16 protein-coding genes and 1 riboswitch are annotated in these 19,108 nt (G+C 68.3%); of the genes, 10 read left to right on the top strand and 6 right to left on the bottom strand.

The features are described 5' to 3' along the window. The first annotated feature begins 92 nt into the window (after nt 1-92). Complete coding sequence (locus D0C15_RS21530) at nt 93-1,778, top strand: serine/threonine-protein kinase (protein ID WP_116048464.1); 1,686 nt, start codon at nt 93-95, stop codon at nt 1,776-1,778. An 84-nt stretch (nt 1,779-1,862) separates the two neighbouring features. On the opposite strand, the gene D0C15_RS21525 is transcribed toward D0C15_RS21530, so the two are convergent. After that, nucleotides 1,863-3,056, bottom strand: a complete 1,194-nt coding sequence (locus tag D0C15_RS21525; RefSeq protein ID WP_116048462.1) for a beta-1,3-glucanase family protein — start codon at nt 3,054-3,056, stop codon at nt 1,863-1,865. 130 nt (nt 3,057-3,186) lie between these two features. Further along, nucleotides 3,187-4,761, bottom strand: a complete 1,575-nt coding sequence (locus tag D0C15_RS21520) for a dolichyl-phosphate-mannose--protein mannosyltransferase (protein ID WP_116048459.1) — start codon at nt 4,759-4,761, stop codon at nt 3,187-3,189. Nucleotides 4,762-4,865: 104 nt separating this feature from the next. Here D0C15_RS21520 and rsmI point away from each other — a divergent pair, with 104 nt between their 5' ends. Beyond that, a complete protein-coding gene (rsmI, locus tag D0C15_RS21515; protein WP_116048457.1) occupies nt 4,866-5,711 on the top strand; it encodes a 16S rRNA (cytidine(1402)-2'-O)-methyltransferase in 846 nt (281 codons plus the stop codon). Nucleotides 5,712-5,808: 97 nt separating this feature from the next. Here the strand turns inward: rsmI and D0C15_RS21510 are convergent, their stop codons facing one another. Next, nucleotides 5,809-6,363: a QsdR family transcriptional regulator gene (locus D0C15_RS21510; protein ID WP_116048455.1), complete on the bottom strand. Its 555-nt coding sequence runs from the start codon at nt 6,361-6,363 to the stop codon at nt 5,809-5,811. A gap of 87 nt (nt 6,364-6,450) precedes the next feature. Here D0C15_RS21510 and D0C15_RS21505 point away from each other — a divergent pair, with 87 nt between their 5' ends. Next, the gene (locus tag D0C15_RS21505) at nt 6,451-7,407 is read left to right on the top strand and encodes a quinone oxidoreductase family protein (RefSeq protein WP_116048452.1); all 957 of its coding nucleotides are present in this window, start codon (nt 6,451-6,453) and stop codon (nt 7,405-7,407) included. A 16-nt stretch (nt 7,408-7,423) separates the two neighbouring features. Here the strand turns inward: D0C15_RS21505 and D0C15_RS21500 are convergent, their stop codons facing one another. Together D0C15_RS21500 and D0C15_RS34235 are read right to left on the bottom strand one after the other, a co-directional pair. Continuing rightward, nucleotides 7,424-8,722 carry an aminodeoxychorismate synthase component I gene (locus D0C15_RS21500; RefSeq protein ID WP_116048450.1) on the bottom strand — a complete coding sequence of 433 codons (1,299 nt, stop codon included), beginning with the start codon at nt 8,720-8,722 and terminating at the stop codon, nt 7,424-7,426. 153 nt (nt 8,723-8,875) lie between these two features. Then, nucleotides 8,876-9,121: a hypothetical protein gene (locus D0C15_RS34235; protein WP_162830186.1), complete on the bottom strand. Its 246-nt coding sequence runs from the start codon at nt 9,119-9,121 to the stop codon at nt 8,876-8,878. Nucleotides 9,122-9,168: 47 nt separating this feature from the next. Here D0C15_RS34235 and D0C15_RS21495 point away from each other — a divergent pair, with 47 nt between their 5' ends. Next, nucleotides 9,169-10,401: a helix-turn-helix domain-containing protein gene (locus D0C15_RS21495; protein ID WP_116048448.1), complete on the top strand. Its 1,233-nt coding sequence runs from the start codon at nt 9,169-9,171 to the stop codon at nt 10,399-10,401. Between the two features lie 53 nt (nt 10,402-10,454). Then, on the top strand, nt 10,455-11,459 hold the full coding sequence (locus D0C15_RS21490; RefSeq protein ID WP_116048446.1) for a glycoside hydrolase family 183 protein: 1,005 nt from the start codon (nt 10,455-10,457) through the stop codon (nt 11,457-11,459). Here D0C15_RS21490 and D0C15_RS21485 read toward each other — a convergent pair. Further along, nucleotides 11,456-12,037: a glycoside hydrolase family 25 protein gene (locus D0C15_RS21485; protein WP_116048444.1), complete on the bottom strand. Its 582-nt coding sequence runs from the start codon at nt 12,035-12,037 to the stop codon at nt 11,456-11,458. The genes D0C15_RS21490 and D0C15_RS21485 overlap by 4 nt on opposite strands. Nucleotides 12,038-12,324: 287 nt before the next feature. On the opposite strand from D0C15_RS21485, the gene metG reads away from it, so the two are divergent. The 5 genes from metG (at nt 12,325) to D0C15_RS21460 (ending at nt 19,048) form a co-directional block, all read left to right on the top strand. Then, complete coding sequence (metG, locus tag D0C15_RS21480; protein WP_116048442.1) at nt 12,325-14,121, top strand: methionine--tRNA ligase; 1,797 nt, start codon at nt 12,325-12,327, stop codon at nt 14,119-14,121. After that, on the top strand, nt 14,108-14,938 hold the full coding sequence (locus tag D0C15_RS21475; protein ID WP_116048439.1) for a TatD family hydrolase: 831 nt from the start codon (nt 14,108-14,110) through the stop codon (nt 14,936-14,938). Before metG ends, D0C15_RS21475 begins: the two co-directional genes overlap by 14 nt. 307 nt (nt 14,939-15,245) lie before the next feature. After that, nucleotides 15,246-16,721, top strand: a complete 1,476-nt coding sequence (locus D0C15_RS21470) for a resuscitation-promoting factor (protein WP_245976103.1) — start codon at nt 15,246-15,248, stop codon at nt 16,719-16,721. Nucleotides 16,722-16,787: 66 nt separating this feature from the next. Beyond that, the gene (gene rsmA, locus D0C15_RS21465; RefSeq protein ID WP_245976100.1) at nt 16,788-17,642 is read left to right on the top strand and encodes a 16S rRNA (adenine(1518)-N(6)/adenine(1519)-N(6))-dimethyltransferase RsmA; all 855 of its coding nucleotides are present in this window, start codon (nt 16,788-16,790) and stop codon (nt 17,640-17,642) included. 97 nt (nt 17,643-17,739) lie between these two features. Continuing rightward, nucleotides 17,740-17,830: riboswitch (SAM riboswitch) on the top strand. A 204-nt stretch (nt 17,831-18,034) separates the two neighbouring features. After that, nucleotides 18,035-19,048, top strand: coding sequence for a methionine ABC transporter ATP-binding protein (locus D0C15_RS21460; RefSeq protein WP_116048435.1), 1,014 nt, complete (start codon nt 18,035-18,037; stop codon nt 19,046-19,048). The last annotated feature ends 60 nt before the right edge of the window (nt 19,049-19,108 follow it).

The following is a 19,108-nucleotide window of genomic DNA, read 5'->3' as shown; positions in this document are numbered from 1 at the left end:
GCTCCCGGGGCCACGCGCCATACTGTGTGACCGTGTGACGCGGCACGCAGTAGATCGAACGATCCGGACCGGCGACAGCGAGGGAGCGAGGGGTGGATTCATTCGCGAGCTCGTTGCTGGCCTTGGCCTACGAGCTCTTCGCCCCGGGGTTCTGCCCGGGTGACTGGGTGTGGGCGACCAGCACCGCTGGTGCGCTGATCGCGCTCTTCCCGGTGCTCGGCGCGATGACCGTCGCGATCATCCGCAAGGGCACCGGAAACCGCTACAACACCGCGACGGTGTCGGTCTTCGGCGGAATCGCCGTGCTCACCGTGCTGCTGTTGCCCCTGCTGTTGATGACCGGCGTTTCCGGCACCTACCGCGCGGCCTTCTCCGGTGCCTCCACCGGCCTCGGGGCCAACGGCGGGTCGCTGAGCTCCGATTTCTGTTTCGTCGGAATGCAGTCGGAGTATCTCGGCGGCGGGCAGAACGTCTACGAGGTGCTGTTCTACCCCTCCAACGACGCGCTCGCCTACGGCTACTACCTGGGCGCACTGGTCGGCCTGCCCCTGCTGGCGCTGCTGTTCGTGGCGCTGCAGGCACGCTCCGCGTTCCGCCGGGGGCCCACCTGGCCGGGCCGCTTCTTCTGGGGTTCCTTCGTCGCCCTTTTCTTCCTCTCCGTGTCGGTCGAGGCCAATACGGCCGTGCATCTCTGGCTCGGCTTCCTCCCGGTCACGGTGCTCGGCATCATCCCGGTCGCGCTGATCGGCCCACCGAGCTGGGCCGCGCTGAAACGATCGGAACAGCAGCCGGAGCGGCCACCCGAACGCCCGTCACCGCCGCCGGAGCCCAAGCCCGAACCACCGCCACAGCCGCCGAAGCAGTACTCGCCGACCTCGGTGGCGCCTGCCGCGCTCGCGGCCGCGCCGGGGCCGGTGCCGCTGCCACCTGGCGCAGGCCAGTCGGGCAGCAGCCGTTACCGCCGGATTCGCCGGCTCGGCCACGGCGGGTTCGGCACGGTGTGGGAAGCCGTGGACAACCAGCTCGGCCGAACCGTCGCGCTGAAGATCGCGCACGCACCCGACCGGGACACAGAGGAACGCATGCAGCGCGAGGCGCGGGCACTCGCCGCGCTGAACCACCCGAACTGTGTGCGGGTGTACGACCTGGTCGAGGAGCCGGACGGGCTCGCACTGGTGATGGAGTATCTGCAGGGGCAGCCCTTGGCCACCGTCGTGGACACCGGCGGTGCGCTGGACGACATCGCGGCGGGCAGGCTGTGGGCGACGATGGCCGGAGCGCTCTCCGCGGCTCATGACAAGGGCGTGCTGCACCGCGACGTCAAACCGTCCAACGTGATCCTCGACCCGGCTGGGCTGGCGCATCTGATCGACTTCGGTATCGCCCGCAGCAAGGGCGACTCGACGATGACCGCGACCGGGATGATGATCGGCACCCCGGATTACGTCGCACCGGAGACGGCGGCCGGTGCCGCGGCCAGCCCGGCCTCCGACGCGTGGCAGCTGGCAGCGACGGTGAGCTACGCGCTGTCCGGCACTCCGCCGAGGGGGACGCGGGAGACGCCGATGGCGGCGCTGATGGCCGCCGCGCGGGCGGAACCACCGTCCCAGTTGCCGCGACGCAGCGTGCACGCACGACTGCTGATCGCCTCGCTGGATCCCGAGCCGCGTAACCGCCCCACGCTGAGATCGGTGCAGCAGGAGATCGAGGGCTGGTTGTCCCGGTCCGGGACGTCGGCCGACGGCCCGGTGACCACGTTCGTGCCTCGCATCCGCTGATCGCGGGAGCTGACCGGCGACGGTCGTGGACCCCGTGCGGGCGTCGATGTTCACAATCGCCGGTCAGCGACTCCCAGTGCGCTGTCAGAACGGGGTCAGGGTCACGGTGAACCTGGACGGGCTGGTGTCCTGGACGTAGGAGGCGAACTCCGCCACGTCGTCGTAGGCGAAGCCGTACGCCCTCCCGTCCACGGTGTTGCTGTGCAGGATTTTGGCGTAGTGGTTGGTGATCGGGTCGCGGTAGAAGGATCCCGCGTCCGTCGTCGGCTGGTCGGTGTGGCTGTGCACCGTCGACCTGTTCAGTCCCGCACCGAGAATCGCGCCGACGGGGCCGGTGATCCCGTCGTTCGGTGAGGTGAGTGCGCCGTCGCAGAACAGGACATCACGGGTGCTGGGCCTGGCGAACGGTGTCGTCCGATCGCCGCCGTCGCTGACGAACGCCAACTCGTCGGCGGAGTTCACCCTGCCGGTGAACAGTCCCTTGTTCGTCCGTACTCGTAGATCGGTTCCACGATACCGCTCCCAAACCCTGTCTATATAGGACTGGTAGTAGTTCCTGCCGAACCTGCCCCCGTCTAGCCCGTGTCCCGGTGCGATGACCCGCAGGTCGTCAACCACGAGGGAGGAGAACGAGTCCTGGGCCGCGACCTGCGCGAAGATCCGCTTTCTGCCACCGCCGACCAGGGTTCCGGTTGTCTGCGAACGGGATCCGTCCAGTGTGATGGCCAGTGGAACGCAGAACTGGTCGACCATCGTCGTGTTGCAGTACATGCCGGGATTGAGTTCGCCGACACCGGGTGCGACATAGGTGAACTCGACACAGTCGTGCAGCAAACGGAAATTCGGGTCGGACTCGACCCAGCCCGCTGGATACTGCAGTGCCGGGTTTCCGTTGCCGTCAGCGACCACCTTGAACTTGAGTTCACCGCCCAGCGCGAAGTAGATCCGGCCGGACATGCTCGGCAGGTTCAGCGTGGTCTCGCCAGATCCGGACAGGGGGATCGCGTAGTCGGCGAAGCCGTCGGAACCGTTGTCCGACAACGACACCGGGACAAGCCGGCCGTCGGCGGTCACCCGTGACTGCGTCTTTGACTCGAGGTCAGATCCGACGACGTACATCCGGATGGACCCGTTGCCGAACTCGCCGGAGTTGTTCACCACCGTCAGTGGCAGTCCGGCCTGTACGGATCTGCGTCTAGGTCCGGCCCACGCTGTGGCGGTGGGCGCTGTCAGCGCCACCGCTCCCATGCCGGCAAGGAACGCTCTGCGACCAACCATGGCAAAACCCTTCGTCGGTGAAGTGGTCTATACCACCGTCGTCGGCTTTACCGATTCGGGCAATAGGCGTATCAGGTGACAGAGCTGTCCCGTTTTGTCAGTGCGCCGGTCGAGAATTGTCAGTGGCCGGTTATTTCCACGAAGGTAGCCACAGTTCCGACTGCCAGTGGTCGTTGGTGATCGAGTCGCCGTTGAGAATCGGCCACAGCCAGACGAAGTTCGCGACGACCAGTCCCGTATAGAGAGCCACGACGAGCAGACCGGTCCCCCGTCTTTCGATTCCCGCCCTTGCTCTCCCGAGTATCTGCCCGAGCGCCAGGGTCAGGCCGAGAATGAGGAACGGTGCCATCGGGGTCGCGTAGAAGAAGTACATCTGCCGGTCCAGGTTGAGGAACCAGGGCAGCAGGCCGGCGAGGTAGGCGACGAGCACGGCAGCGTAGCGCCAGTCCGCCCGGAACACGGAGCGCCACAGGCCCCAGCCGACCATCGGCAGCGCCAGCCACCACAGTGCGGGAGTACCGATCAGCATCGTCGCCCGCACGCACTGCGACTGGCCACATCCGGCGGCGTTGTCACCGTTCTCGAAGTAGTAGAGCATCGGCCGCAGGCCCATCGGCCACGTCCACGGCTTCGACTCCCACGGATGCGGATCGTCCTTCGGGGTGGACAGCGACTCGTGGAAGTCGAGCACGTTGAACGTGTAGCTCAGCAGCGAGCGCAGTGCGTTGGGCACGAAGCCGAACGGGCCCGCGGCAACGTTCTCCATCTCGACGTAGTTGCGATCGGTCGCGGTCTCGCTGGCGAACCAGGCCCACCAGGTGCTGAGGTAGGCCAGCACCGCGATCACGCCGAGATTCCACATCGCGGGGCCGAGGTCGCGCCGCAATGCCCCGAGCCAGGGCTTGCGCACCCCGGCCGAGCGCCGGGCGGCGATGTCGAACGCCACGCACAGCAGCCCGAAGGCGATGATGTAGTACGCCCCCGACCATTTCACCCCGGTCGCGATCCCGAGCAGGATCCCCGCGCCGAACCGCCACCAGCGGAAGCCGAGCCGGGGACCATAAGGGCTCTCGTCGACCCAGCCCTCACGTACGGCGACGGCCAGACGTTCCCGCACCTGCTCGCGGTCCATCAGCAGGCAGCCGAACGCGGCGAGTACGAAGAACGTGATGAAGATGTCGAGCATCCCCATGCGGGACTGCAGGTGCAGCACACCGTCGCAGATGACGAGAATCCCCGCGACACCGCCGAGCAACGTGGAGCGGGTCAGCCTTCTGGCGATCCGGATGGTGAGCAGGATGATCAACGTGCCGATGATCGCCGCACTGAAACGCCAGCCCCAGCCGTTGTAGCCGAACAGCCACTCGCCGATGGCGATGAGCTGCTTGGCGACCGGTGGATGGACCACCAGTTCGTAGCCCGCGTTGTCCTCGTACCCGCCGTTGCGCAGCATCTGCCAGGCCTGCGGGACGTAGTGCTTCTCGTCGAAGACCGGCGCGCCCTTGTCGGTCGGGAAGCCGAGGTTCTGCAGCCGCACGATGGCACCGATGGCGGTGAGGACGAGCGTGACGATCAGGGCACGGGTCCGATCGCCTGGCATGGGCCTGCCCAGCAGGGTCGCCTCGCGGTCGCTCGGCGGACGCGTCGACGCCTCCGGCTCCGGGCGTGCCCCGTCCCCGGACGTGCGGGTCAGCAGCGCGGTCACGATGAGAGATCGTAGGCCCCGTCGTGTGAGATCGTCGTCCGCGTCCGGGTGTGGGGCACGCGGGATAGGCTGGATCGGTACCGAGGACAACGCGAGGAGTGTGCATGAGCAGCAGGCCACCGGCCGGTGGGCTGGTGCTGGCCGCCACCCCGCTCGGCGACATGGGCGACGCCTCCGCCCGTCTCGTCAGCGCACTGGCCGAGGCCGACGTCATCGCCGCCGAGGACACGCGCAGGCTGCGGTCGCTGACCACGGCGCTCGGCGTCACCCCGGTCGGCAGGGTGGTGAGCTTCTACGAGGACGTCGAGGTGGCCCGGCTGCCGAAGCTGCTGAGTGCGCTGCGCGACGGTGAGACCGTGCTGCTGGTGACCGATGCGGGCATGCCCAGCGTCTCCGACCCCGGCTATCGGCTCGTCGCGGCCTGCGTCGCGGAGGACCTGCCGGTCACCTGCCTGCCCGGCCCGTCCGCGGTCACCACCGCGCTCGCGCTGTCGGGACTGGCGTCGGACCGCTTCTGTTTCGAGGGCTTCGCCCCGCGCAAGACCGGGGAGAAGGCGCGCTGGTTCGCCGGACTGGCCGCCGAGGAGCGAACCACGGTGTTCTTCGAATCGCCACATCGGCTCGCCGCGACCCTGGCCGAGGCCGCGAAGGCCCTTGGCGGGGACCGCAGGGCAGCGGTGTGCCGGGAGCTGACGAAGACCTACGAGGAGGTCCGCAGGGGCGGGCTCGCCGAACTCGCGGACTGGGCGGCCGAGGGGGTACGCGGGGAGATCACCGTGGTGCTGGCAGGCGCCGAGCCACGCGAGGTGAGCCTGGCGGACCTGGTCGCCGAGGTCCGCGACCGCGTAGCGGCCGGAGAGCGGATGAAGTCCGCGGCAGCCGAGGTCGCAACAGCCGCCGGCATCTCCAAAAAGGAACTATACGACGCAGTCCTCCAAACCCGCCGCTAGTTCCAGCGCCCGAGTTTGCAGTTTCGGAGGCCGAGTTTGCAGATCTGGTGGCCGAGTTTGCAGTTCCGACGAGCCGCGCGCTGTTTCCGATCGGGAGTCAGCGCAGCAGTGCGGCGACCGCCTCGCGCGCTTTGCCCGCGTCGGGCTGTCCGCCGGTGATGATGTCGGTGTAGATGAACGACTCCGCGATCCGGACCACCAGGTAGGCGAGGTCCGGGACCGGCAACGGCGGTGTCAGCTTGCCGAGGCTCACCTGCTCGTCGATCACCTCTGCCAGCTTCCTGATAGTGCGCTGCTGGACACCGCCCGCCTTCGTGGTGAGGACTCGCAGTGCCCGTTCTGGCTCGGTGCGGAGGAAACCACGGAACGCCTCGTCGGCGTTCACCGTCGCGGCGAACTCCCCGACGGTGGCGGCGACAAGATCGGCGCCCGTCTCGGCGCGCGCCTGGTAGCGGCGGTCGAATACGGGCTCGGCCAGGGACCAGAGGATCTCTCCGAGCAACTGATCCCGGTTGCCCACCCAGCGAAAGAGCGTGGCGCGACTGACTCCCACCTCGGCGGCGAGATCGCGCATGTCGATGCGCCTGCCCGCGAGGAACCAGTCTCGGGCGATCGCGTGGGCGCGGCCGGCATCGGGACGGGGAGGTACCACGGATGAAACATATCACTCATACGTCTCACTATCGGCTGAGACGTATGTAGGATCGTCTCATTCGAGCGAGAAGGGTGTGGTCATTTCATGCGTGCTGTGCAGGTCACCGAGTTCGGCGGGCCCGAGGTGTTACGGCAGGTCGAACTACCGGACCCGGAGCCCGGCGAGGGACAGATCCTCGTCGACGTCACTCACGCGGGGGTGAACTACGCCGACACCCACCAGGCGGAGAACACCTACCTCGCGCCGAGCACGCTGCCGCTGGTACCCGGCGGTGAGGTCGCCGGAAGGACCGGAGACGGCAGGCGGGTCGTGTCCCTCATCGACGGCGGCGGCTACGCAGAGCGCGCGGTCGCGGACCCGGCGCGGACCTATGACATCCCGGACGGGGTCGACGAACTGACCGCGTTGTCCTTCATTGTGCAGGGCACGACCGCCTGGATGCTGCTGCGCCGCAACGCGCACCTGCGCGAAGGGGAGTCGGTGGTCGTGCATGCGGCGGCAGGCGGTGTCGGCACGATCGCGGTGCAGCTCGCCAAGGCCTGGGGCGCGGGCAGGGTCATCGCCACGGCGAGCAGCCCTGAGAAGCGGGATCTCGCGTTGAGCCTGGGCGCCGACGAGGCCGTGGACTCGCGCGTGGAGAACATGACCGAGGCTCTCCGCGCAGCCAACGGCGGCAGGCGTGTCGATGTCGTACTGGACATGACCGGAGGCAGGGTCACCGACGAGAGTCTCGCAGCGCTGGCCCCGTTCGGCAGGCTCGCGTTCTTCGGAATGGCAAGCAGGGAGCAGCCGAAGCCCGTCGTATTGCCCAGCCTGCTCAAGCACTCCACCACGGTGTCCGGAATGTGGTTGCCACACGCCTTCTCCCTGCCGGGCGACGTGTTCGGCGAGGCGATGTCCGAGCTGTTTCAGCTGACTCTCGCAGGTGACGTGCGGGCGATCTCCGGCGGCGTGTTCGGACTGTCCGAGGCGAGCCAAGCGCACGAGGCACTGAGGTCCCGCGCCACCACCGGAAAGCTGGTACTCGACACCAGCAAGTGATGCGTCTCGACGGAGCCTAGGGACGAGGCGGCGTTCGCAGGAGATCCTCGAGTGGAGCCGCTTTGTGCAGGCATTCCTGCCACTCCGATGCCGGGTCGGACTCGGCGGTGATACCACCACCGACCCCGAGGAAGACGCGGCCATTGTGCAGCTCGAACGTACGAATGGCGACATTGAACTCGAGGCCCGCGACCGGTGACACCATGCCGACCGCTCCGGTGTAGACCCCGCGTGCCACCGGCTCCAGTTCGGCGATGAGGTCGAGCGCACGCAGCTTCGGCGCTCCGGTGACGGAGCCCGGCGGAAAGGTGGCGCGCAGTAGGTCGGCGTCGTCCTTCCCGCCGGACAGGGTGCCTTCCACCGTGGACTCCAAGTGCCATACGCCGGGCGCGGGGGTGACGGTGAGCAGGTCGGGAACGTGCACGCTGCCGGTTTCGCAGACGCGACCCAGGTCGTTGCGGACCAGATCGGTGATCATCACGTTCTCGGCGACGTCCTTGGTGGACTCGCGCAGGCGGGCGGCCAGCAGGTCGTCGCCGGGACCACGCCGTGGCAGCGTCCCTTTGATCGGTGTCGAGCGGACGGTTCTACCGGAGCGGGCGAGGAACAGTTCGGGCGAAAGCGAGGCGACGGCACCCCATTCGCCCGACAGGTAGGCCGCACGCCGGGGGCGCATGCGCCGGACACCCTCGGCGAACAGCTCTGCGGGGCAGCCGTCGAAGGTGCTCCCGAACCGGCTGCAGATGTTGGCCTGGAACAGCTCGCCTGCCTCGATGGCCCGTACGCAGGCGCGCACCGCGTCCTCGTGCAGGGCCGAGTCCGGCCGGGACAGCCGTGTGGAGGTCCAGCCGTTAGGAATGGGGACCGGTCCGGCGAGTAACTCCTCCAGCTCGTCCGCGAGGCCGGCGGGCTCCGGCTCGTCCGCCGGTACGAGAGCTTCGAACCACCACTGCGACCGCGCGTCGAGACGTAGCACGTGATCGGCCCAGCCGCCGACGGCGGCGGGCAGGGGTGCGATGCGGCGTGCCGGGTCGCTGAGCTGGTAGGAGAGGTAACCGAACCAGCCGCCGCCGACGGCATCACCGACGGAGGCGGGCTCCACGGTGACCTGCCGGGCGACGGCGGCGAAGGCGTGTTCGGCGTTGTCGAGCGGTGAGGTCGCGAGGCTGGGCACGAGTACCGCCCGGGAGGCGAACCACTCGCCGGACAGGGCTGCGGGCGCGGGCAGGCCGCGGGCACGAGCGCGCGCCTCGAGCAGGAGCAGCGCCCGTTCCGGGGAGATCTCCGAGCGCAGCGACCTGCGCACCAACCGCATGTCCACATTGTCGCCTTACCGCCTTGGCGACCTTCGGCCCCTACGGTCGAAGCGCGATCAGCGGGCTGGGGGCGGAACCAGCACCTCTCCCTGAACGACTACGGCGTCGCGTTCGGCCGCCCGGGCGGGTGAGGAGTTCTCTGTCGCGCTCGATCACTGTGGCCCGTCCCTGCGTTCGCGGTGCACGTCCTCACAGGCGTGGCAGTCGTAGATATGCGGTGAACGACGATTGGTTCTCTCCGGATACTCAAGGCCGCACAGCAGCCGCGGCACCGCGTTGTCGAGAAGTGGGACGACTGTTCTCGTGCGATGTCGCAAGCCGCCGATGACCGGACGGTCGACCAGGGGCGGGTCGACCCGCCGAATAGCCAGTCCGCGCACTCTGTCTGTCCAGAACATGCACTGCTCCGTTCGTTGGTCTTGGACATGTCGCAGGGTGCCGCCGTATGGGAGGCTGGAGGGAGAGCGAAGGGACAACCGCGAGCGGGGTAACGATGGCTGAGCAAGTCGGCGTCGGTGACCGACTGCGACAACTCCGCAAACTGCGAGGACTCACGCAGCATCAACTTGCCGCTCGTGCACACTTCTCGTTGTCGCTCGTGAAAAGGGTCGAGCAGGGCTCCCTTCCGCCGAGCGCGGCATTCGTCGCCGGTGCAGCGCAGGCGCTCGGAATACGTCCGTCGCACCTCTATGGCACAGACGAGCGGGAGATCGTGGAACAGCCCGCAGGCGAACTCGCCAACCTCGGCGCGCTGCGTACCGCGCTCGACGCGTACGACGATCCCGCTCCCGAGGGAACGTCGCTGTCGTTGAGGACGGTCATCGACCGTCTCGGCGCCGCCGTCCACAATGTGTACGGACTCCGGTACGCGATGGCCGCGCACGAGTTGCCGAACCTGCTCCACCAGTTGTATGTGCTGGCCGAGCAGCCCGGACATTCCGGGCAACGGGCGCGAGCGGCGTTGCACGACGCGTACCGGATGACGGCCACCGTGGCCGGTCGCTTCCGCCAGGCGGACCTCGCCGCCGTCGCGTCCGAACGCCACATCCGGCTCGCGCCGGAAACGGGCGATCCGTTGCGCATCGCGATCAGCGCCTATCACCGGTCCAGCGGTCATCTCCAGCACGGCGAGTACGCCTCCGGGCTCCGTGTCATCACCCGCGCCCGCGAGCACGTCGACACCCGGCCAGCGGGTCGCGCGCTGACCGTGCAACTGAACCTGCGCGCTGCCGTGCTCGCAGCGCGGGTGGGCGATCGGCAGCAGGCTGACGGTTTTCTCGACGAAGCCAGGGCGCTGGCGAAACAGTTCCGGCCGCCCGAGACGCCGTACTTCAACATCGACGCCAGCGCGATGAACATCGCCGTGCACTGGTGCGCGGTGCCCGTGGAGTACTACGACGGCACGGAAGCCGTGGATCGCGCCGCGCAGGTGCGGGTTGTCGATCCACGTCGGCCGGAGCGGGTCGGTCACCATCACATCGACATGGCCAGGGCGTGGGCCCTGCACGGTGGTCGTGCGGAAGCGCTGGAGCAACTGAACCTCGCTCGCCGGGTCGCCCCGCACAACACCCGCCACCATCCGGCCGTGCGGGAGACGGTTCGTGCCTTGGCGAACGCCGACCGACGCACGACGGATTCGCTCGCCCGATTCGCCCGATGGGCCGGAATCCAGGTATGAAGCCGCGACCTCGCCGCCCGGCGAGCCGGGCGATCGCTGGGTAGCCTCGCGGCATGGCTGCTCTATTGGTGCCGGAAGCGACCACACAGATCGCCACGGTGACGGGAGCCGGTTCGGCGAGCCGCACCGACGAACGGTTCGGTATCCACGCGACCGACCTCGGCATCCTCTGGGACGGCGGGGACGGCAGAGTGTTCGTGCTCTTCGGCGACACCTACGGCCGTGGCTGGGGTGGTGACGGCGCGGGGCCACCGGACGCGGACTGGCGGTGCAACGTCCTGGCGTTCTCCAGCAACCGGGATCTGGATCAGGGACTGCTGCTCGACGACGTCGTGTCGCGCGCGGACGGTGGTGCTGCACAGGTCATCACCTCGGGCAGCGGTCGCGAGGCGACGATCATCCCGAACGGTGGCATCGCTGTCGACGGTCGCCATTTCGTGCACTACATGTCGGTGCGTGAGTGGGGCAGGCCAGGAACCTGGCGCACCAACTACGCGGGCGTGGCCGTCTCCGGCGACGGCGGCATCACCTGGGACAAACCACGTTCCGCCCGGTGGCCCAACAAATGGGGCAAGAACAGCCGATTCCAGATCGGCGCCTTCGCCCGTTCCGGCGAACATGTCTACCTGTTCGGCACGACACAGGGGCGGTTCGGCCCCGGGTACCTCGCCAGAGTGTCCACGGCGGACATTCTGCAGTCGTCGGCCTACGAGTACTGGACCGGCCGGGACTGGGCCGATCGCGAGTCGTCGGCCGCACCGGTGCTCGACGGACCCGTGGGGGAGCTCTCCGTCGTGTACAACGTCCATTTCGGATGCTGGATGGCGATGCATCTGGACGAGGACAGGGCCGCCATCGTGCTGCGCACCTCCGACGAGTTGACCGGACCGTGGTCGGCAGGCGAGGTCATCGTGTCCGGCAGGGACTATCCCGCGCTTTACGGCGGTTACCTACACCCGTGGGCGCTGGACGGACCAGACATCTACTTCCTGCTTTCGCAGTGGGGGCCGTACAACGTTTTCCTGATGCGCAGCAGGCTGACGGAACGACACGGCTAGAGCAGTACGTCGGTCAGCGTGAAGGGGTAGACGAGCGCGTCGCGCCCGTGCTCGTGCTGGTGCAGCCCGAGTCGTGCGTGGAACCAGCCCGGCCTTCCGGGGATTCCGTTATGCCGAGCCAGCCAGAGCACCACCTCGGAATCCGCCCACTTGTCCGGATGAAACGCGTGTGACCATTGTTCGAAGTCGGCGTAGACCAGTACACGCCGGACACCTGCCGCCTGGCGCACTGTCTTGATCCAGCTCCGGATGAACCGGTCGTCGACCCCTTCCACGCGAACATCCAGTGCTGGCGCCAGCGCTCCAGGTGCGAATGCGCCGAGCGGTTTGGCGATCCGGGCGAAGTGCGCGGCCTGATCCTGTGCCCCGCCGGGGCGGGCGAAGTGCCGGGCGCCAGTGTGCAGCCCGGCCTCCTGAGCACCGGAGAGGTTCCGGGCGGCCGCTGGATCGCTCCAGTTGGCGCTCTCGGTGATCGTGATACTCGCGAAGTTCACGCCACCGGCGCGGACGACGTTCCAGTCGTCCACGGCTTCGTGGTGGGTCAGATTGATCCCGCGCGCGGGGTCTTGCATGGTCATTGCCTGCGAGACTATCCCTGTTGGCGCGTCCCGGCGGGACAAACGCGCCAACAGGGACAATCGGTATCCGACTGTCCCGTCCGATCAGGATTGGCCAGACGCCGGCAGGCGGAAGGCCGGGGGTGTTCTCGACGATCTTTTCCAGCAACGGTCCCCGCGAAGATCAGCCACGCCAGGTCAGGGCCGGCCCGATCTGGCTCAGCCGCATCCGGTAGATCGCGGCTGGCCCCGTCGTGTCCGCTCCCTCGTGAAAAATGGCTGGGACGCTATCCGTAGGCTAAACAGGCATGAGCACCCCTGTGTTGACCGCGGTGGCCTGGCCCTACGCCAACGGCCCCCGCCACATCGGCCACGTGTCCGGGTTCGGCGTCCCCTCCGATGTCTTCTCCCGTTACCAGCGAATGGCCGGCAACCGGGTGCTCATGGTCAGCGGCACCGACGAGCACGGCACTCCGATCCTGGTGCAGGCCGACAAGGAAGGCCTGACACCGCAGGAGACGGCGGACAAGTACACCCGGCAGATCGGCCAGGACCTGCACGGTCTCGGGCTCAGCTACGACCTGTTCACCAGGACCACGACCGGCAACCATGCCGATGTCACCCAGCAGATCTTCCTCGCGCTGCACCGCAACGGCTACGTCGTACCGAGGACCACGAAGGGGGCGGTGAGCCCCTCGACCGGCCGGACCCTGCCCGACCGCTACATCGAGGGCACCTGCCCGATCTGTGGTTACGACGGTGCCCGGGGCGACCAGTGCGACAACTGCGGTAACCAGCTCGACGCCGCCGACCTGATCCGGCCGGTCTCCAGGATCAACGGCGAGACGCCGAAGTTCGTCGAGACCGAGCACCTCTTCCTGGACCTGCCCGCTTTCACCAACACCCTGGGCAAGTGGCTCTCGACCAAGACCGACTGGCGGTCCAACGTCCTGAACTTCACCAGGAACCTGGTGGACGACATGCGGCCCCGCCCGATCACCCGTGACCTCGACTGGGGCGTGAAGATCCCGCTCGACGGGTGGCGCGAGGAGCCGCTGAAGCGGTTCTACGTCTGGTTCGACGCGGTGATCGGCTACTTCTCCGCCAGTGTCGAGTGGGCGCGCCGCTCCGGCGACCCCGACGCCTGGCAGGAGTGGTGGACCAATCCGGATGCCCGCGGCTACTACTTCATGGGCAAGGACAACATCACCTTCCACGCCCAGATCTGGCCCGCGCTGCTGCTCGGGCACAACGGTCACGGCGACAACGGCGGTGAGCCAGGGCCCTACGGCCAGCTGGCACTGCCTGACGAGATCGTCTCCAGTGAGTTCCTCACGATGAGCGGGTCGAAGTTCTCCACCTCGCGCGGCACGGTCATCTATGTGAACGACTTCCTCCGCGAGTTCGGTCCGGACACGCTGCGCTACTTCATCACGGTGGGCGGGCCGGAGACCCAGGACACGGACTTCACCTGGGAGGAGTTCGTGCGCAGGACGAACTTCGAGCTGGCCAACGAGTGGGGCAACCTGGTGAACCGCTCGATCTCGATGGCCCACAAGAACAACGGAGCCGTCCCGACGCCACAGGTGCCGAGGCAGGCCGACGAGGAGCTCAAGGCGCTCTCCCGGGCCGCGTTCGACACCGTGGGGGCGCACCTGCAGCGCTCCCGCTTCAAACAGGCCGCGAGCGAGGCGATGCGGGTGGTCTCCGCGGCGAACAAGTACCTCTCCGACCAGGAGCCGTGGAAGCTCAAGGACGACCCAGAGCGCCGCGACAGCGTGCTGCACACGGCGCTGCAGGTCGTATCGGACGCGAACACCCTGCTCACCCCGTTCCTGCCGCATTCGGCACAGAAGGTGCACGAAGCGCTCGGCGGCAGCGGGATCTGGGCCGCGCAGCCGGAGTTGCAGGAGGTCGAGGACCTCGACATCCCCGGGAGGACGAACCCCATCCTCACCGGCGACTACGCGGCCGAGCAGGCCCGCTGGGAGTCGCAGCCGATCGAGGTCGGCAGGCCACTGGCCAAGCCGTCGCCGCTGTTCGCCAAACTCGATCCGAAGCTGGGCGAGACCGGGCCGGAATGGGCACCCATTGAGCAAGGCTGAACTGCCACCGGTGCCGGAGCCACTCCCGGTGCCGGTGGTCGACTCGCATACTCATATGGACGCCTGTGGCGCTACCACCGCCGAGGATGTCAGGGCGATGGTCGACCGGGCGGAAGCAGCCGGGGTGTGCAGGGTGGTGACTGTCGCCGACGACCTGGCCGCCGCGCGCTGGGCTGTCGAGGCGTCCACCTGGGACTCCCGGGTTTTCGCGGCGGTGGCCGTGCATCCCACCCGCACCAAGGAGTTCGGTGCGGCCGAGCGTTCCGAAGTGGAGCGACTGGCGGCGGGACCTCGGGTGGTAGCGGTCGGGGAGACCGGTTTGGACTACTACTGGGACTACTCCCCCGCGGATGCGCAGCAGGAGGCGTTCCGCTGGCACATCGATCTCGCCAAGCGCCTCGGTAAGCCGCTGATGATCCACGACCGGGACGCACACGAGGACGTGCTGCGCATTCTGGCGGAGGAGGGTGCCCCGGAGGATGTGGTGTTCCACTGCTTCTCCGGTGATGCCGATATCGCCCGCAGGTGCGTCGATGCTGGCTATGTGCTCTCGTTCGCAGGTCCGGTCACCTTCCGTAATGCCCGGGAGCTGCAGGAAGCCGCCAAACTGGTGCCCGAGGGGCAGTTCCTGGTGGAGACCGACGCGCCGTTCCTGACGCCGCATCCGTTCCGGGGCAGGCCGAACGAGCCCTACTGCGCCGCGTACACCGTCCGAGGACTCGCCGAGTTGCGCGGCGAGCTCGTCGAGCAGGTGGCCAGATCGGTCGACACAACGGCTGACCGGGTCTTTCGGCTGAACTCGGTTACGGCGTGTTGATCACGTTGCGACATTCGGGGAAGGTCAAGCGCCTACCCGGTGGAGTGACGAACGTCACGACACTCCGGGGGGTGTTTGCGCAACCCGCCGGCCTTCGTTACTGTCCCGTGATCGTGCCCCTCGTTGCTCGACACCGAGCCGCGAGTGACACGCCCACAGTCACGTCAGTGCACGTCGGGGAAGTGATGCCGGGAAGGTTCCGGTCTCATGAGGGATGGCGCTGGCTGCGGGAGCCCGAAGGTCCGGTGCGTGTGAACCTGCGCGCCGGGATGAAGGCAACGGCCTCTTGGTGAAAGGGATCGACCCAGTGACTGGTAGTTCCAGGCGGGCAAACGCACGCCTCGACGCTTCCGCCGACGCATCGCACGCCGCAGGTGTAGCGACCCTCGAGCGCCCCGAGAGCGGATCGGCCGACTTCGACTACTTCGACTACTCGCCGGACCCCCGCGTCACGCCACAGGATGTCTTCACCGCGCTGGGCCCCCAGGCCGGCGACCTCATGGCCGAGGCCGACATCGACGTCGACGAACTCATCCGGTTGATCAACGCCGAGACCACCCTGCTGCCCGCCATCGTCGTGCCCGACGAGGCGAGCGAGGACAGGGCAGGGCGCGGACTGGCCGCCGAGGAGGACGAGCCGGTCGAATCCGGCCTCCTGGCCGCGACCAGGGTCTGGAAGAAGCGCTTCCTCCGGGGTACGGCCCTCGCGGTACTCATCACGCTGACCGGTGGCGGTGCCGCCGCGCTCGCGATGAACAAGAGCGTGACCGTCGACGTCGACGGCCAGCAGCAGACCGTGCGCAGCTTCGGCGACACCGTCGGCGAGGTGCTCTCCGATGCGGGTCTCTCCGTCGGCGCGCACGACGCACTCTCACCCTCGCCGCAGACCGCCGTCGGTGACGGCGGAGTCATCAAGCTCGAGCGCGGTCGCAAGCTCAACCTCATCGTGGACGGCAGCCCACGCGAGTCCTGGGTACGGGCCACCACCGTTGGCGAGGCGCTCGGTCAGCTCGGCCTGCAGGACCTGGTCAAGCAGGGCACGTGGTTCTCCACCGCCCCGGGCGGCGAGGTGCCCCTCGATGGCATGACCCTGCACGTCAAGACGTTGAAGAACATCACGCTCTTCGACGGCGGCAGCGACCCGAAGCAGCTCACCACCACCGCGGTGACCACCGAGGAACTGCTCGCCGAGCTGAACCTGAAGCTGGGTGCGGACGACAAGGCCGAGGGCGGGCTGGAGTTCAAACTGCTCGACGGCGCCGAGGTGCACATCAGCCGCACCGGCGTCTCCGTGATCAACGAGACCGAGGAGATCGAGCCCCCGGTCAAGGAGATCGAGGACTCGTCCATGCTCGTGGGCGAGGAAGAGGTCGAGGAAGAAGGTGTCCCGGGCGAGCAGATCGTCACCTACCGGGTCACCAAGAAGAACGACAAGGAAGTTGCCCGCGAGGAGCTCTCCACCAAGATCGTCAAGGAGGCCGAGCCCAAGGTCGTCCGGGTCGGCACCAAGGAGCCCGAGCAGCCCGCCATCTCCGACGGCGCGGTCTGGGACCGGCTCGCTCAGTGTGAGTCCACCGGCAACTGGTCCATCAACACCGGTAACGGCTACTACGGCGGCCTGCAGTTCGACAAGGGCACCTGGGACGCCTACGGCGGCGACCAGTACGCCGCTTACCCGCATGAGGCCAGCCGCGAGCAGCAGATCGCCGTCGCCACCAAGGTGCGTGACGACCGTGGCGGCTACGGCGCCTGGCCGCACTGCTCCAGCAAGCTCGGACTCTGATCGGTTCCGTATCGGGTATCCCGGCGCCGATCGCGGGCCTCGGACCGGAGAGCCTAGAGTTACCAGGTGACTGAACCGTCGGCGATCGCTCTGCTCGGCCCCGCCGAGATCCGCAGGCTGGCGGCCGAGCTGGACGTACGGCCGACCAAGAAGCTCGGGCAGAACTTCGTGCACGACCCGAATACCGTGCGGCGGATCGTGGAACTGGCCGGTGTCGGCGCTGGGGACGTGGTCCTGGAGGTCGGGCCAGGGCTCGGCTCGTTGACCCTCGGGCTGCTGGACGCGGGCTCCCGCGTCGTGGCCGTCGAGATCGACCCCGTGCTCGCGGACCGGTTGCCGGCGACCGCCCGTGCGCATGCGCCCGCCGCCGCGGACCGGCTGACCGTACTTGCGGCGGACGCACTGCGGCTGCGGGCCGCGGACCTGCCGGCGCCACCGACCGCACTGGTCGCCAACCTGCCGTACAACGTGGCGGTCCCCGTGGTGCTCGGCCTGCTGGCCGAACTGCCCTCGCTGGCCCGCGCCATGGTGATGGTGCAGACCGAGGTCGCTGACCGGATGGCTGCCGGGCCCGGCAGCCGCACCTACGGGGTGCCCAGCGTCAAGCTGGCCTGGTACGGGAAGGCACGCAAGGTGGCCCCGGTCCCGCGGTCGGTGTTCTGGCCGGTACCCAACGTCGATTCCGCGCTGGTCTCGTTCGATCGAGGTGACGTCGTGCCTGATGGCGATCGCGCGGCTGTCTTCGCCGCCGTGGACGCGGCGTTCGCCCAGCGGCGCAAGACGCTGCGCGCCGCGCTGGCCGGCTGGGCGGGCTCTGCCCCCGCCGCGGAGCAGATCCTGGTCGCCGCGGGCGTGGACCCACGCGCCAGGGGCGAGCAACTCACGGTCGAGGACTTCGCCCGAATAGCCGCGGCCCGCTGACCTCACGTTCTACGCCCCGCCGGACGGATCGGTCCAGCAGTGTGATTTGAGCCAACAAACTTGCGTTCCGGCGGCAGTTTCGGGTCTACTCAGAGGGCATCCATCCCGAGCGGCTGAGAGACCTGGCTCGCCGACGCCGCAGCAACCACCCGAGCCCGGGCAGGTGCTACCGCCAGGACCGATGGAGGAATCCGTGTACAGGTCCCGAATGTTGACCAGACGCCGAGTAGTCGATGAAGGCCGCCGCACCGTGAGTGCGTGTCGACGCCACACCGCCTCCGTCTGATCGTTTCCCGTCTTCGCTGACCGTCCATTGCGGACGGTCCATTCAAGGTGGCAGCGCACCTGTCGTGGTCGCGCGCCGCCGTGGCTTACCTGGCCTTGGAGCAGTTGTGATCACCGTTGAAAACCTCAGCAAGACCTTTCCCGGCACCGGCGAACCCGTGCGCGCGCTGCAGGACGTGAGCATCGACGTCACCGCAGGTTCCCTGTTCGGCGTCGTCGGTCCCTCGGGCTCCGGGAAGTCGACCCTGGCGCGCTGCGTCGCGCTGCAGGAACGCCCGGACCGCGGGGTCGTCCGGCTCGACGGCCTCAACACCGGATCACTCGACGGCAGGCGCCTGCGTGAGGCGCGCAGGCAGCTCGGTGTCCTCCCGCAGCGCCCTGAGCTGCATGGTGAGCGCACCGTGGCCGGTAATGTCGCCGCACCCCTCGAACTGCTGGGCCTGGACGGGCCGCAGCGGCGCAGGAAGGTCGGCACGCTGCTCGACCTGGTCGGCCTTACCCGGCGCGCGGCTCAGCACCCCGCCGAGCTGACGGCGGGTCAGCGCAGGCGGATCGCGGTGGCGCGGGCGCTGGCGACCGGCCCCGCGGTGCTGCTGGCCGATGACCCCACCGCTGGTGTGGAGCCCGAGGAGTCCGGCGCGGTGCTCGCCGTACTCGATCGCGCCAGGGCCGAACTCGGGACGACCGTGCTGGTGACCACGCCGGACGCGGCGGTTGCCCGCAAGTTGTGCGACGACATCGCACTACTGGAGCAGGGTTCGCTCGTGGAGAGCGGGCACGTGCTCTCGCTGCTGTCCGATCCGTCCAGCAGGACCGCACAGGCGCTGCTGCCCGCGATCGAGACCAGCAGGGCGCAGGCCGCTGCCTACGACCGCACCGCGGACGTCGTGCTGATCGGCTTCGCCACTGTCGGCGCTCTGCTGCCCGAGGCGGCAGGCCGGTTCGGTGTCGAACTCGCCACCATCGGCGGCGGGCTGACGCGCGTTGGCGACACACCTGTCGCGCGATTCCGGTTGGGCCTGCGCGGCGAGCGTGCGGACGCGGCGCTCACCTGGATCGCCGAGCGGGGCGCACACGTCACCCAGCAGGGCCTAGGCCCCCAGGGCATCGCCGCCGCCTGACCCGGCACCGCCTCCACCCCACCCGTGGACCCGTGGATCGCACTTTCCCGGGAAAGCGCG

The organism is Amycolatopsis palatopharyngis (assembly GCF_003385185.1).
Taxonomy (GTDB): domain Bacteria; phylum Actinomycetota; class Actinomycetes; order Mycobacteriales; family Pseudonocardiaceae; genus Amycolatopsis; species Amycolatopsis palatopharyngis.
The sequence above is the reverse complement of the archived record's forward strand: the minus strand, read 5'-3'. Positions and strand labels throughout refer to the sequence as shown.